This window comes from Halopenitus sp. POP-27 (assembly GCF_029889855.1).
In the GTDB taxonomy this organism is placed as follows: domain Archaea; phylum Halobacteriota; class Halobacteria; order Halobacteriales; family Haloferacaceae; genus Halopenitus; species Halopenitus malekzadehii.
Map to the genome: position 1 here is coordinate 13943 of NZ_JARANU010000022.1, position 12984 is coordinate 26926.

Genomic DNA, 12984 nt, shown 5'->3' on the forward strand with positions numbered 1-12984 from the left:
TCGACGGCCGAGCCACGGCGGCGCACCCGGCTAGAGGATCGCCATCGCGACCGCGAGCGTCCCCGAGCTGACGACGACGAGTGCCAACAGGACGACGACGACCGGCGCGATCCCCGCCTCTCGAAACTCCCGGACGTTCATCCGCATCCCCAACCCAGCGAAGGCGACCAGGAACAGCCAGCTCGAGGTGTTGCCGATCGCGGTCCGCTGTGCGGGGGTGAACACCCCGATCGTCGACAGGGCGATCAGGAGGAGGAACCCGAGCAGGAAGACGGGGACGCCCTCACGGAGCTGTCGGAGCCGGGCTCGAACCGCCGACCGGGCATCGTGTGCTCCATCATCGTGTGTTCCGTCGTCGTGCGGCTCCCGGTGTGGTCCACGGGTCGCCCCGCTCGCGTTCGCCCCGCCCGCGTAGTACATCGCGTAGCCGACGGCGACGACGCCGATCAGCGCGTTTCGCGCGAGCTTGACGAGGACCGCCCACTCGCCGGCGGCGGGCGAATACGCGAGACCCGCGGCGGTGACGGGGCCGGTGCTGAACATCGTTGACCCGGCCCAGACGCCGAAAACGACGTCGGACAGACCGAGCAGCCGACCCACGGCCGGATACGCGACGAGGGTGACCGCATCGAACAGGAGGACCGTCGCCGTGGCGTACGCGACCTGCCGACGATCGGGATCGATGGCGCCGGCAACGGCAGCGACGGCGGAGACGCCACAGATCCCCGAGCCCGCAGCCAACAGCGATCCGGCCTTCTCGTCGATCCCGATCACCCATCGCGAAAGGGCCTCCACGAGGAGAACCGTGGCGATCACGGCGCCGAGCACGATGGCGAGCACGCGACCGCCGGCCCCGATGACTCGCCCGACCGCGACGGTCGCACCCAACAGGACGATCCCCGCCTCGAGCCAGAGACCGTGCGTGTCGACGCCGGGAGTCGCCCAGTCCGGGACGCCGAAGACGTTCGCGACGAACGCCCCGATCCCGATCGCGACGAGCAGGTGGCTCCCGATGGGAACGACGGCCGTAACCACACGAGCCAGGAGTCCGACGAGGACCAGGACCGCGATACCCGGGAGCACGCGCCGGCCACCGGCCCACAACGTCGACGCCATCCTCACCACGGGATCGGGAGATCGATCCCGACGATCGCGGCAACGAGGACGAACGACACGCACATCGCCTGCCAGCCTCGGTCGAGCCCCGTCCACCACCGGATGGCGCGTTCGGTCGCCGACCCACGATCAGTCATTGGTTCCGGGTATCGGCGTGGGCGAGTAAAACTTGCTGATCCGTTCCGGTTCGTCACCGATATCGGCAATCCCGTCCGGTCCCGCGGACGCAGCCGAACCCGATCAGGCAGATCGGACCGGTCGGACCAAGCCGATCGGACCGATCGGGGAGATCGAGCGGCGGTATCCCGGTATGTTTATTATGACGACGGGAGGCGATCCGAACCATGAGTGGTCGACCCCTCGACGTGCTGGAGTCGTCGCTGAACGAGGCCGTCACCGTCCACCTCAAGGACGGAACGACGTATTACGGCCTGCTCGCCGGCTATGACCAGCATATGAACCTGGTCATCGACCCCGAGGAGGCCGCCGACGATCGCGTCGAGGGCGACGGGGAGTTCGCCGTCGCGGTCGAAGACACAACGATTATACGCGGCGATAACGTCGTCACCATCAAAGCATGACCGGAGCCGGAACGCCCTCCCAGGGGAAAAAGAACAAGACGGTTCACGTGAAGTGCCGCCGCTGTGGCGAGAACTCCTACCACCTCAAGAAGGAACGCTGCTCGGCGTGCGGGTTCGGAAAGTCCGCCAAGCGCCGCGAGTACGCCTGGCAGTCGAAGTCCGGCGACAACTGAGTCGACGGCACCGCGGATCGAATTGCCCCCGATCAACCGGGGCGACCGATCGATGCGACCCGAGACGACGACTCTTCCTCGGTTCCGCACCCCCACCACACTCAGCGACGGGTTCTCAACCACTTGACCGCCGTCTTGACCGTCCGGGTGCCGGTCTCACACGGTCGCGATCCGGCCGAGAAATTGACGAAGCAGGGCGTTGAACGCCGCCGGCTGTTCGATCATCGCCAGGTGTGCGGCGTCCTCGATGACGACCCGTTCGCAGTTCGGGATCTCCGCCGCGAGGAACTCGTGGTATCGCGGCGGCGTCAGCCGGTCGTGTTCGCCGGCAACCGCAAGGGCGGGGACGTCGATCGTCGAGATGCGGTCGCGGACGTCGAACCGGTGACACGTCAGGAAATCGCGTTCGACGATCGCGCGGCCGCTTTGCCGCATCGCGTCGATCGATAACGCGGTGTATTCGGAGGGCGCGTCGTGAAAGAGCCGGTTTTGCCCGTGGAGAAACTCGATCGCGTGTTCGAAGTCGTCGGCGAGCCAGTCCCGGAGGTCCCGAAGGACCGCGAGTTTCGCCCCGGTTCCCTGCAACACGAGCCCCTCCAACCGGTCCGCATATTCGCGTTCGAGCGCGACCCACTGTGCGACCGCGCCACCGAGTGAATTCCCGCAGATCACCGTTGCGCCCGTCTCCTCTGCGACCGCGACGACGTCGTCCGCGTAGGCGGCAAGCGTTTCGAGGCCGGGATCGGCGTCGACGTCCTCGCTGTCGCCGTGACCGGACAGATCGATCGAGACGACGGGAGCCGTGTCCGTGAGCCGTGCCTGGGCCTTCCAGACCGCGTGGGTGCCGCCGCTGCCGTGAACGAACAGGATCGTCGGCCCCTCGCCGTCCCCCTCGAAGACGCGATAGGCGGTTCGCCGACCGTGGTGTGTAACGTGTTCCATGGATCGAGCTATGATATGTGTTTCGCGCGTGGGAACAAAAACCGTCGTGTCCGGATCGATCCAATCGCGACCGAATCCATCGTGACCGAATCCATCACGACCAAGCCCGTCACGACCAAGCCCGTCACGGTCGAGTCCATCGCGTTCGACGAACCCAGCTCCGAACCGCAATCACACTCTCGATCGTGTCCCCGACGCCCTCTTGCGATCATTTGGCGACAGGTTTATATATTTACCCACCTAACTTGGAGTTAGGATACAATGAATCTCACCCAAATCACCGACGGCGAGCCCGTTCTTCGCCGCTATGAGTACCCGGACCGGTGGGTCGTCGCCGCCGACCTCGGCGTCGACGACGAACACGTCTCCGTCGACACCGTCGGGGAGACGGCGATCGTCGTCGTCCACCGCGACGACGGCGACGCGGAAACCGAACTCGACCTGCCCGGTCCGGCCGCCGACGCGGCCGTGAACAACGGCGTGTTGACCATCGAGGTGGCGAAATGAAGCTCACCGTCAAGCCGCTTAAACAGAAGGACGCTGGCCGACGTCTCGCCGCGATCGACCGCGTCGCCGCCGAGGAGCTCGACCTCTCCGGCGGCGACTTCGTCCGCATCGGCGGACAGTCGGGCAACGCCATCGCACGCGTCTGGCCCGGCTACCCCGAGGACGACGGCACCGGCGTGGTCCGCATCGACGGTCGTCTCCGACAGGAGGCCGACGTCGGGATCGACGACCACGTGACCGTCGAGAAGGTCGAAATCAAGCCGGCCGAACGGGTCACCGTCGCGCTACCCCAGCGGCTCGGTATCCGGGGCAACATCGATACGCTGATCCGCCGCGAACTCGGCGGTCAGCCCGTCACGCCCGGCCAGAACGTCCAGCTGCCGCTCGGATTCGGCTTCATGGGCGGCCAGTCACAGGCGGTTCCGCTGAAGATCGCCTCCACGACGCCCTCCGGAACGGTTGTCGTGACCGATAGCACCGAGATCGAGATCTCCGAAAAACCCGCCGAGGAGATCGTCGAGAGCGCCGGCGACGTCGGCGCGGGCGGCGACGCCACGCCGGACGTCGCCTACGAGGACATCGGCGGGCTCGACGAGGAGCTCGAGCAGGTCCGCGAGATGATCGAGCTGCCGATGCGTCACCCCGAGCTGTTCAAGCGGCTCGGCATCGACCCGCCCAAGGGCGTCCTGCTGCACGGTCCGCCCGGGACCGGCAAGACGCTGATCGCGAAGGCCGTCGCTAACGAGATCGACGCCAGCTTCCACACGGTCTCCGGCCCGGAGATCATGTCGAAGTACTACGGCGAGTCCGAAGAGCAGCTGCGCGACGTCTTCGAGGAGGCCTCCGAGGACGCGCCGGCGATCATCTTCATGGACGAGCTCGACTCGATCGCCCCCAAGCGCGAGGAGGCCGGCGGCGACGTCGAACGACGCGTCGTCGCACAGCTCCTGTCGCTGATGGACGGCCTCGAGGAGCGCGGCCAGGTCGTCGTCATCGGCGCCACCAACCGCGTGGACGCGATCGATCCCGCGCTCCGGCGCGGCGGCCGGTTCGACCGCGAGATAGAGATCGGCGTGCCCGACCGCGACGGCCGCAAGGAGATCCTGCAGGTCCACACCCGGAACATGCCGCTCGTGGACGGGATCGACCTCGACGAGTACGCGGAGAACACCCACGGCTTCGTCGGTGCCGACCTGGAGAGTCTCGCCAAGGAGTCCGCGATGCACGCGCTGCGGCGCATCCGTCCCCAGCTCGATCTGGAGTCCGACGAGATCGACGCGGACGTGCTCCAGTCGATCCAGGTCACCGAGCGCGACCTCAAGGAGGCGCTGAAGGGCATCGAACCCTCCGCACTTCGGGAAGTCTTCGTCGAGGTCCCCGACGTCACCTGGGAGGACGTCGGCGGGCTCGGGGAGACCAAAGAGCGGCTCCGCGAGACCGTGCAGTGGCCCCTCGAGTACCCCGAGGTCTTCGAGCAGCTCGACATGGAGGCCGCAAAGGGCATCCTGATGTACGGGCCGCCCGGCACCGGCAAGACGCTGCTGGCGAAGGCGGTCGCCAACGAGGCGGAGTCGAACTTCATCTCGATCAAGGGCCCCGAGCTGTTGAACAAGTTCGTCGGCGAGTCCGAGAAGGGCGTCCGTGAGGTCTTCTCGAAGGCCCGCGAGAACGCGCCGACGATCGTGTTCTTCGACGAGATCGACTCGATCGCGACCGAGCGCGGACAGAACACGGGCGATTCGGGGGTCGGCGAGCGCGTCGTCTCCCAGCTGCTGACCGAGCTCGACGGGCTCGAGTCGCTGGAGGACGTCGTCGTGATCGCCACGACGAACCGCCCCGACCTCATCGACTCGGCGCTGTTGCGCCCCGGTCGGCTCGACCGGCACGTCCACGTGCCCGTCCCCGACGAGGAGGGGCGCCGCCGGATCTTCGAGGTTCACACGCGCGACAAACCCCTGGCCGACGACGTCGACCTGGACGCCCTGGCTCGAAAGACCGAGGGCTACGTCGGCGCCGACATCGAGGCGGTCGCTCGCGAGGCCTCGATGAACGCCTCCCGCGAGTTCATCGACAGCGTCGACAGGGAGGAGGTCGGCGAGTCGGTGGGCAACGTCCGCGTGACGATGGCCCACTTCGAGGACGCCCTCAAGGAGGTCGTCCCGAGCGTGACCGCCGAGACCCGCGAGCGCTATGCGGAGATCGAAAAGCAGTTCAAACGCTCCGACGTGGAGACCGAGGCCGACGCGACTCCCGGCGGCGCGTTCCAGTGAGCGGTCGGGAGTCGAGCGCGACCGGCCAACCGGCCATCGGCTAACGGACGGGTCGCCGAATCCCGCAGCCGATCACGGCCCCAGGCGTGATCAGGGACGGTGTCGGGCCGTCCACCATCGAGACACAGAACGTAAATATTAGACGCGTCTAATTCGCGCCGAATGCGGATCGAACCCGCTCCCGGGGGCGTTGCTGAATGACGACCTGGATGGACGTCGTCGTGATCGCCTTTCTCGCTCAACTTGCCGTACTGCCCGGCGAGAAAGTGCAGTTCATCATCGCGGGCCTCTCGACGCGGTACAACCCCCTGTTGGTCGTGGCCGCCGCCGGCAGCGCCTTCGCCGGGTGGACGGTGATCGAGATCGCCTTCGGAAGCTACGTGCAGCGACTGCTGCCCGGAGTCTACCTCGATCTGCTTACCGGGGTGTTGTTCCTGTTCTTTGCGGTCGCGCTCCTTCGATCGGCGCCGCCACGCTCCCGAACCGATGGCGGGACGGACGGTCACTCCGGCCGGACGGACGACCCCTCCAGCGGGACAGCCGACGCTCCTGGTGGGGCAGCCGACGCCTCGATGCCCGACGACGATGGCGGAACGAGCATGCTCGACGGTGATCTCGACGTCCGCGTACCCTATCTCGGGTGGCGGATCCCCAACGTACTCGGCGGCTTTCTCCCGATCTTCGCGCTGATGGCCTTCGGCGAGTTCGGCGACAAGACGCAGCTCGTCACCATCGGACTCGCCGCCCAGTATCCCGCGTTCCCGACCGCCATCTGGGCGGGCGAGATGGCGGCCATCATCCCGGTGAGCCTGTTGAACGCGTTCGTCTTCTTCCGGTTCGCCAACCGGTTCGACCTTCGGAGGGCTCACCACCTCGCCGGGGCCGCCTTCACGTTCTTCGGGGTCGACACGCTCCAGGCGATCGTGACCGGCGTGTCGGTGTGGGATACCGCCGTCGAGACGGTCGCGGCGGCGCTCCTCGCGATCGTCGCCTGAATCGCGGCCGCTGGTCGCCCGAATCGCGCCGTCGGTGCGCCGTCGACTCACCGTTGATCGTCGGGTTCGGTCGTGATCCACGACTCAGTGCTCGAGATCAACACGAGCGTGTCCGTCACGTCCTCCATAGCGTCGAGAACCTCGTCGAACCGGAGTGCGACGGTTCGGTAGACGAACGGGCGGCCGATCGCGTCGTCGGCGAAGACGGTCCCGATCACGTCGTTGCGGAGCTCGTCGACGGCGCTTTCGGCACCCCGTACCGTGGCGATCTCGGCGGCGATCGAGTCGGACCGTGACGGGGATCGCAACAGTCGAACGTAACACGCGACGGCGTCCGCGAGCGCGTCCATCGCTCGCTCGGCACACCGCGCCATCTCGGCGAATCGGTCGAACGTCGCCGCCTCACGCGGCGGCTTGATCGTGACCAGCTCCTCGGCGAGCTGCTCGACCGCGTTCGGGATCGCATCGAGCCGTTGATACAGATCGACCACGCGCGGCGAGTTGAGGTGGATCCGGGCGTTCCGCAGTCCGATGTCCCGGGCATCAGCGTTCGTGATCTGTGCAGAGATGTCCCGCTTGAGGCGGTCGCAGTCGCTCTCGCGGCTCGTGATCGTGTCGACGAGGTCCCGAACCGTGGGGTCGTCGGCGCCGCCGTCGATGTACGCGGCGAGCAGGTCCGACAGCAGGCGGACACATTCGTCGATCCGGTCGAGATACGTCCCCGTCCGTGACACGATCCGGTCGTCGAACCGCGGCTCCGGTTGTACGGCCATCGATCGATCCCAGACCCGTCGATCCGAAGTAGGCTTATAAGTGACCTATATATCGGATCCCCTCGATCCATACCCATCGGTGCTGACGGTGATCCACCCGTGCCGCCGTCGAGCCGTTCCACCCGTGCCGATGTCGACTTACCGCTTCGACCGCTATGGCCGATCGATGGGTTACCCGGTCACGTACTACTGTCCGCACTGTGAGACGCTCGTGGCGGTCGATCGGGAGGGCTATCTCGACGACAAGGCCGTCACGCCGTACCCGCTCGAGGGGTGGCACTACGTCGCCCCCGATGTCGCGTTCGGTCCGACCGAACCGGCCGCCGACGGATCGATGGGGCCGGAGAAGCGTGAGACGGCCGATGCTGACCCCGATGTCGACGGCGTCCGGTTCGTGTGCGGGGAGAGCGATGGCGTGACCTGGGCGCCGGATACGGGCGGCACGACGTCCGAGAACGTCGACGGCGGTGCCGACGCGCCCACTTCCGACGCACCCACCGCCGACGGAGCTGAGGCTGCCGACGGGGCCGAGACCGGCGACGTCGGCTGCGGCGAGCCATTTTACCTCTCGTTCGTTCGCTTCGAGGACGGCCGGGAGGTCGATCCGCGAACCGACACCGACGCCGAGCGGATCTGGCTCAACCTCGGCCGGGAACCGGACCGCCCGCGTGGACCGGGCGGTCCGTCCGGTCCCGACGGCGGATCGGGCGGTTTCTGGGGCTAATACCGGCTATCCCTTGAACTACCCCTTGAACTACCCCTTGATGTTGCAGACCGGAAACGTCCGGGCGACCGTGTCGCCGATCCCCAGCGCGTCGCTGACGCCGACGACCTCGTCCACGTCCTTGTACACGCCGGGTGCCTCCTCGGCGATCGTCGCCCCGCTTTGAGCCTTCACGTAGATCCGGTCCTGTTCCTCGAGGTCGTCCTGCACGTCGCCGCCCCAGAAGTCGCGTTTGGCCTGCGTGCGACTCATCAGCCGCCCGGCGCCGTGGGCGGTCGAGCCGAACGAGACGTCGAGGGAGTTCTCGCCGCCGCGGAGGACGTAGGAACCGGTGCCCATACTTCCGGGAATGATGACCGGTTGGCCGACGTCGCGGTAGACCGCCGGCACCTCCTCGCGGCCGGCGGGAAAGGCCCGCGTCGCGCCCTTGCGGTGCACGTAGAGGTCGCGGTCCTCGCCGTCGACGACGTGGGTTTCCCGTTTGGCGATGTTGTGGGCCACGTCGTACAGCAACTCCATCCCGAGGTCGTCGATCGGATCGGCGTCGAACAGCTCGCCGAACACCGTTCGGGTGCGGTGGGTGATGAGCTGCCGGTTGACCCACGCGTAGTTGATCGCCGCGCACATCGCGCCGTAATACTCGTGAGCCAGTTCGGACCCTGCCGGGGCCGCCGCAAGCTCCTTGTCCGGCAGCTCCTCGAGGAGGTCCCCGTGGCGCTTCTCGATCCGCCGCAGGTAGTCGGTGCACGTCTGGTGACCGAGCCCCCGCGACCCACAGTGGATCAGGACGACGATCTGCCCCGGTTCGAGCCCGTACGCGTCGGCCACGCCCTCGCGGAAGACGTCCGTCACGCGCTGCACCTCGAGGAAGTGGTTGCCCGATCCGAGCGATCCGATCTGGTTGCGGCCGCGGTCCTTCGCCTTCTGCGGGACGAACTCCGGCCGCGCGTCGGGACGGCGGCCCTCGTCCTCACAGTGTTCGAGATCCGACTCGACGCCGTACCCTGCATCGACCGCCCACTCGACGCCACGCTCGAGGATCGCCTCGACCGTGTCGCTGTCGCCCTTGACGATCCCGCCGCCGCCGAGTCCGGAGGGGATGCGGTCGAAGAGGGCGTCGACGAGCTCCTCCTCGCGACCCCGAACGTCGTCGTATTCGAGGTTTGTTTTCACCATCCTTACTCCGCAATTTATGTCATATCCGATCGCTCCGGGCGAGATACATCCCTCCTCGGCGTCGATCGCGCCGACGCCGCCGACCGGGAAGCCGTACCCCTGATGGCCGTCGGGCATACAGAGCGCGTACTTCGTCATTCCCGGGAGGTGCGTCGCGTTCCGGAGTTGGGTGAGCGTGTCGTCCTCGCCGATCTCCTCGAGGAGGGATTCGGAAGCGAACACGCGTGCGGGAACGTTCATTCCGTCTTCCCGGGGGATCTCCCAGACGTGCTCGCGTACCTTCCGCAGGCGAACGTCGCCGAACTCGCGGGTGGTCATACCTCGAGGGAGGCCGGGCAGGTGGAATAGCGTTACGACGCACGGGCGACCGGCGGCGTGTGGCGGTCGCCGATGGTGGACCGTCTCGACCGTGAACGGCGGCTCACCCGTGAACGATGTCGGCGAGGCGATCGCGCAGCGAGTCGCGGCCGAGCTTGAGGTAATAGGCGTCGCCGCCGTCCTCGTAGTAGTCGTTGATCCGGCGTTTGACCTCGAACCCGAGGTGCTTGTAAAAGCCGATCGCGTTCTCGTTCGTCGATCGGGCGTGGCAGGTGACCGACCGATGTTCCTCCGCGATCTCGGCGACCAACCGCTGCGCGTAGCCGCGATCGCGGGCATCGGGTGCCACGCCGAGAAACAGGAGGTAGCCGTCACGTCGTACGCAGGCGAACGCGACGAGGTCGTCGTTCTCGAAGAGGAGGTGGGCCCGCGAGCGCCGATAGGCGTCCGTGAAGAACCCGTGTCGCTGCCGGAGTACGTCCTCCTCCTCGCGGATCGTCTCCTTGAGATCCCAGGCCGCCGAGACGTGCTCGACGTTCCCGGGCTGATCGATCCGTTTTTCGACGGTGACGCTCACTAAAAACGGCTAACGCGGGCGTCGAATATAATTCCTCCGTCCCGAACCATCGTTGCCAGCGTCGTCAGCCCGGTCCAGCGGCCGATACCGTGTCGTCGACGGCGACCAGTCCACGTCAGAACGATTATACTCTCCACCCTCCTGAACAGTGGCAATGGGAACGAACCGGCCGCTCGTCGAGGAGCTACGACGCGGGTTCCTCACCGGCGTCGCGGTCATCGTTCCGTTGATGATCACGATCATCGTGTTGACGATCGCGTTCAACTACGTCTACCAGTATCTGGACCTGTTCTCGGACGCGATCCTTCCGTTTTCCCCACGGGTCTCGGTGCCGATCGTCGGCGTAATCGGGCGGGAACCGCTCGTGGAGATCACCACTCCGTTCGTACTTCTATTGGTGATACTCGGGGTCGGGGTGACGGTGAACTCCTCGCGATACGGGGCGTTAGCGGTCGACTACTTCGATTACCTGATCGAGCGCGTCCCCGGGGTCGGGTCGGTCTACGAGAGCTTTCGGCGGATGTCCGACGTGATGCTCGACTCCGACGGGGAAAACTTCCAGGAGGTCGTCCTCGTGGAGTTTCCCACCGAGGAGACCTACACGCTGGCGTTCGTAACGAGCCACACCCCCGACCCGATCGCGGACGCGGCCGACCGCGGCGGGGAGGGGATGCGGACGCTGTTCATGCCGATGGCCCCGAACCCGGTGATGGGTGGGCACGTCCTGTTCGTTCCCGAATCGCGGATCGTCGACATCGATCTGACGGTCGAGGAGGGGATCCAGGCGCTCGTCACGAGCGGCGTCGCGATCGGGGACGACGACGTCGACGACGGGGGGATCGGACGAGCCGGGACGGCGGGTGTGTCGGCCGAGACGCTACAGGACCTCTCCCGACTGGGCCGCGTCGAACAGCGGCTGGACCCGACGGCGTCGGCACGGACGGCCACATCGGACGATCGAGTGATGGCGGGTCGTCGGGAACGATACGACGAGGCGATCAACCCACGGGAAGCCGAAACGCCGGATGCGATCGTTCGGCGGGAGCGCGACCGGGAGGACCACTCCGGCGACATCCGCCAAACGTCGCCCCCCGCGGAGCGCGCTGACCGCCGGAAATCGGCCCGGGCTCCGACCGAGACGCCGCCCTCCGAACGCGCCGAGCGGGACCTGGCGAACAGCGACTCGACGGACGTACCGCCCGAACGACACGACGAGCTTGACGGCGAGGCGGCCGACGAGGGGGGATCGACGTGACGTACCGACTTCGTGATCACACCGCCGACGTGGCGGTCGAGGCCACGGCGGATTCGATCGATACGGTCTTCGCCGACGTCGCATCGGGATTGACGGCAGCGATGTGCAGCGATCCGTCCGGCGGCGGCGATCGGTTCTCGATCGACGTCACCGCCGAATCCGGCGAGGCGGCGCTGTTCGATTACCTCGACGAACTCATATACGAACGGGACGTCCGCGGCGTGCTCCCGGTCGATCACGAGTGTCGGGTCCGCCATCCCGACGCCGACACGACTGACGCCGACGCCTGGGCCGTCACCGCAAGCGCCCGCGGCGTGCCGCTCAGCGAGGTCGCTGCCCGCGACGTGAAGGCCGTGACGTACTCGGAGATGGTGCTCGAGCGTCGGGAGAACGGCTGGTACGCCTACGTCGTCTTCGACGTTTGAACGGTCGACGCGTAACAGCCCACATCGTCGTGCCCGACCCGATACCCCATCTGGCCGGTTGCGGGCTGTGCGAACCGCTCGCGTGCCCGACGCCGAAGAACAACCGTTAAAAGTCGCGGTCGGGTTCGTACGCGTATGGCTGGAACCATCGAAGTGCTCGTTCCGGGCGGGGAGGCCAATCCCGGCCCGCCGCTCGGTCCCGAGCTCGGACCGACGCCCGTGGACGTGCAGGACGTCGTCAGCGATATCAACGAGGAGACCGCCGCATTCGACGGGATGGAGGTCCCCGTCACCGTCGAGTATGAGGACGACGGTTCCTTCAGCATCGAGGTCGGCGTCCCGCCGACCGCCGAGCTGATCAAGGACGAGGCCGGCTTCGACACCGGCTCCGGCGAGCCGCAGTCGGAGTTCGTCGCCGACCTCAACGTCGAACAGGTCAAGACGATCGCCGAGCAGAAATCCTCCGACCTGCTGGCGTACGACACGAAGAACGCCGCCAAGGAGATCGGCGGCACCTGTGCCTCCCTGGGCGTCACGATCGACGGCGAGGACGCACGGACCTTCGACGACCGCGTCGAGGCCGGCGAGTACGACGACGTCCTCGCCGAGTAGTCGACGTCTCCTCTCCGTCGCGAGCCAGTCTCTTCGAGGGCGTCGGCATCGCCGACCACTTCACCGCTTGAGTCGTGCGACCGTCACCCCGGAAAGTACAGCACGAACAGCAGGAAGAACGTCACAGCGGCCGCGATCGAGAGGACGATCGCGTACCAGAGCGCGGCGGCGGCGAGCACGATCCGCCCATCGAGACCCTCCACAGCTGGATCCCACCGACCCGCAGCCGGCAGCATACCCGCGAGTGCGATCCAGACGAGAGTGGGATAGCCGACCGCCACGAGGAGCGTCCAGCGGATCAGCTCGATCCCGCCGATCCCACCACGAACCACGACGCCGCCGAGAAAGGCCGCGACGTTGCCGAGCACGACCATACCGACGAGGAGGAGGTAGTTCACGGCGTACCGGTCGGTGGGCCAGTCGTCGATCGCCGCGCGTATGCTCCCGGCCGCAAGGACCGGAAGACACGCGACGCTGACGAGGAGCCAGACGAACACGGTCGCCGCGATCGGCGCGGTCCAGCCGGACGCCACGGATCGA

General features: G+C 66.9%; 16 protein-coding genes. 9 read left to right on the top strand and 7 right to left on the bottom strand.

Translation table 11 applies throughout. The features are described from left to right. Positions 1 to 30 precede the first annotated feature (30 nt). Both OQF70_RS12270 and OQF70_RS12275 read right to left on the bottom strand, forming a co-directional pair. The gene (locus OQF70_RS12270) at positions 31 to 1116 is read right to left on the bottom strand and encodes a putative sulfate exporter family transporter (RefSeq protein WP_280537912.1); all 1086 of its coding nucleotides are present in this window, start codon (positions 1114 to 1116) and stop codon (positions 31 to 33) included. 2 nt (positions 1117 to 1118) lie between these two features. Beyond that, a complete protein-coding gene (locus OQF70_RS12275; RefSeq protein ID WP_280537913.1) occupies positions 1119 to 1253 on the bottom strand; it encodes a hypothetical protein in 135 nt (44 codons plus the stop codon). A 207-nt stretch (positions 1254 to 1460) separates the two neighbouring features. Here OQF70_RS12275 and OQF70_RS12280 point away from each other — a divergent pair, with 207 nt between their 5' ends. After that, positions 1461 to 1697: an LSM domain-containing protein gene (locus OQF70_RS12280; RefSeq protein ID WP_092816384.1), complete on the top strand. Its 237-nt coding sequence runs from the start codon at positions 1461 to 1463 to the stop codon at positions 1695 to 1697. Then, positions 1694 to 1870, top strand: a complete 177-nt coding sequence (locus tag OQF70_RS12285; RefSeq protein WP_092816386.1) for a 50S ribosomal protein L37e — start codon at positions 1694 to 1696, stop codon at positions 1868 to 1870. The genes OQF70_RS12280 and OQF70_RS12285 overlap by 4 nt, the downstream gene beginning before the upstream one ends. Positions 1871 to 2026: 156 nt before the next feature. Here the strand turns inward: OQF70_RS12285 and OQF70_RS12290 are convergent, their stop codons facing one another. Next, the gene (locus OQF70_RS12290; protein WP_280537914.1) at positions 2027 to 2812 is read right to left on the bottom strand and encodes an alpha/beta fold hydrolase; all 786 of its coding nucleotides are present in this window, start codon (positions 2810 to 2812) and stop codon (positions 2027 to 2029) included. A gap of 261 nt (positions 2813 to 3073) precedes the next feature. Between OQF70_RS12290 and OQF70_RS12295 the strand changes: the two genes are divergently transcribed. From OQF70_RS12295 to OQF70_RS12305, 3 genes are all read left to right on the top strand, one after another. Beyond that, positions 3074 to 3319 (top strand): Hsp20/alpha crystallin family protein, encoded by a 246-nt coding sequence (locus OQF70_RS12295; RefSeq protein WP_280537915.1) that lies wholly within the window; start codon positions 3074 to 3076, stop codon positions 3317 to 3319. Next, entirely contained in the window at positions 3316 to 5589 is a 2274-nt protein-coding gene (locus OQF70_RS12300) for a CDC48 family AAA ATPase (RefSeq protein ID WP_280537916.1), read from the top strand. Before OQF70_RS12295 ends, OQF70_RS12300 begins: the two co-directional genes overlap by 4 nt. Positions 5590 to 5786: 197 nt before the next feature. Further along, complete coding sequence (locus tag OQF70_RS12305) at positions 5787 to 6584, top strand: TMEM165/GDT1 family protein (protein ID WP_280537917.1); 798 nt, start codon at positions 5787 to 5789, stop codon at positions 6582 to 6584. A 47-nt stretch (positions 6585 to 6631) separates the two neighbouring features. Here the strand turns inward: OQF70_RS12305 and OQF70_RS12310 are convergent, their stop codons facing one another. Then, a complete protein-coding gene (locus OQF70_RS12310) occupies positions 6632 to 7357 on the bottom strand; it encodes a DUF47 family protein (RefSeq protein ID WP_280537918.1) in 726 nt (241 codons plus the stop codon). A gap of 166 nt (positions 7358 to 7523) precedes the next feature. Here OQF70_RS12310 and OQF70_RS12315 point away from each other — a divergent pair, with 166 nt between their 5' ends. Further along, on the top strand, positions 7524 to 8081 hold the full coding sequence (locus tag OQF70_RS12315; RefSeq protein ID WP_280537919.1) for a hypothetical protein: 558 nt from the start codon (positions 7524 to 7526) through the stop codon (positions 8079 to 8081). Between the two features lie 30 nt (positions 8082 to 8111). On the opposite strand, the gene OQF70_RS12320 is transcribed toward OQF70_RS12315, so the two are convergent. Together OQF70_RS12320 and OQF70_RS12325 are read right to left on the bottom strand one after the other, a co-directional pair. Further along, positions 8112 to 9575, bottom strand: coding sequence for an RtcB family protein (locus OQF70_RS12320; RefSeq protein WP_280537920.1), 1464 nt, complete (start codon positions 9573 to 9575; stop codon positions 8112 to 8114). Positions 9576 to 9678: 103 nt separating this feature from the next. Continuing rightward, positions 9679 to 10152: an N-acetyltransferase gene (locus OQF70_RS12325; protein ID WP_280537921.1), complete on the bottom strand. Its 474-nt coding sequence runs from the start codon at positions 10150 to 10152 to the stop codon at positions 9679 to 9681. A gap of 154 nt (positions 10153 to 10306) precedes the next feature. Here OQF70_RS12325 and OQF70_RS13455 point away from each other — a divergent pair, with 154 nt between their 5' ends. The 3 genes from OQF70_RS13455 to OQF70_RS12340 all read left to right on the top strand — a co-directional run bounded on the left by OQF70_RS13455 (position 10307) and on the right by OQF70_RS12340 (position 12444). After that, complete coding sequence (locus OQF70_RS13455; RefSeq protein ID WP_321169497.1) at positions 10307 to 11407, top strand: DUF502 domain-containing protein; 1101 nt, start codon at positions 10307 to 10309, stop codon at positions 11405 to 11407. Beyond that, a complete protein-coding gene (locus tag OQF70_RS12335) occupies positions 11404 to 11832 on the top strand; it encodes an archease (RefSeq protein ID WP_280537922.1) in 429 nt (142 codons plus the stop codon). Before OQF70_RS13455 ends, OQF70_RS12335 begins: the two co-directional genes overlap by 4 nt. Before the next feature lie 135 nt (positions 11833 to 11967). Next, positions 11968 to 12444 (top strand): 50S ribosomal protein L11, encoded by a 477-nt coding sequence (locus OQF70_RS12340; protein WP_280537924.1) that lies wholly within the window; start codon positions 11968 to 11970, stop codon positions 12442 to 12444. 83 nt (positions 12445 to 12527) lie between these two features. Here the strand turns inward: OQF70_RS12340 and OQF70_RS12345 are convergent, their stop codons facing one another. After that, a complete protein-coding gene (locus OQF70_RS12345; RefSeq protein WP_280537926.1) occupies positions 12528 to 12977 on the bottom strand; it encodes a hypothetical protein in 450 nt (149 codons plus the stop codon). Positions 12978 to 12984 lie beyond the last annotated feature (7 nt).

Bases quoted from the DNA above. Each gene is read 5' to 3' on its own strand.
- OQF70_RS12270 (WP_280537912.1), bottom strand. From the start codon at position 1,116: ATGGCGTCGACGTTGTGGGCCGGTGGCCGGCGCGTGCTCCCGGGTATC.
- OQF70_RS12275 (WP_280537913.1), bottom strand. From the start codon at position 1,253: ATGACTGATCGTGGGTCGGCGACCGAACGCGCCATCCGGTGGTGGACG.
- OQF70_RS12280 (WP_092816384.1), top strand. From the start codon at position 1,461: ATGAGTGGTCGACCCCTCGACGTGCTGGAGTCGTCGCTGAACGAGGCC.
- OQF70_RS12285 (WP_092816386.1), top strand. From the start codon at position 1,694: ATGACCGGAGCCGGAACGCCCTCCCAGGGGAAAAAGAACAAGACGGTT.
- OQF70_RS12290 (WP_280537914.1), bottom strand. From the start codon at position 2,812: ATGGAACACGTTACACACCACGGTCGGCGAACCGCCTATCGCGTCTTC.
- OQF70_RS12295 (WP_280537915.1), top strand. From the start codon at position 3,074: ATGAATCTCACCCAAATCACCGACGGCGAGCCCGTTCTTCGCCGCTAT.
- OQF70_RS12300 (WP_280537916.1), top strand. From the start codon at position 3,316: ATGAAGCTCACCGTCAAGCCGCTTAAACAGAAGGACGCTGGCCGACGT.
- OQF70_RS12305 (WP_280537917.1), top strand. From the start codon at position 5,787: ATGACGACCTGGATGGACGTCGTCGTGATCGCCTTTCTCGCTCAACTT.
- OQF70_RS12310 (WP_280537918.1), bottom strand. From the start codon at position 7,357: ATGGCCGTACAACCGGAGCCGCGGTTCGACGACCGGATCGTGTCACGG.
- OQF70_RS12315 (WP_280537919.1), top strand. From the start codon at position 7,524: ATGGGTTACCCGGTCACGTACTACTGTCCGCACTGTGAGACGCTCGTG.
- OQF70_RS12320 (WP_280537920.1), bottom strand. From the start codon at position 9,575: ATGACCACCCGCGAGTTCGGCGACGTTCGCCTGCGGAAGGTACGCGAG.
- OQF70_RS13455 (WP_321169497.1), top strand. From the start codon at position 10,307: ATGGGAACGAACCGGCCGCTCGTCGAGGAGCTACGACGCGGGTTCCTC.
- OQF70_RS12340 (WP_280537924.1), top strand. From the start codon at position 11,968: ATGGCTGGAACCATCGAAGTGCTCGTTCCGGGCGGGGAGGCCAATCCC.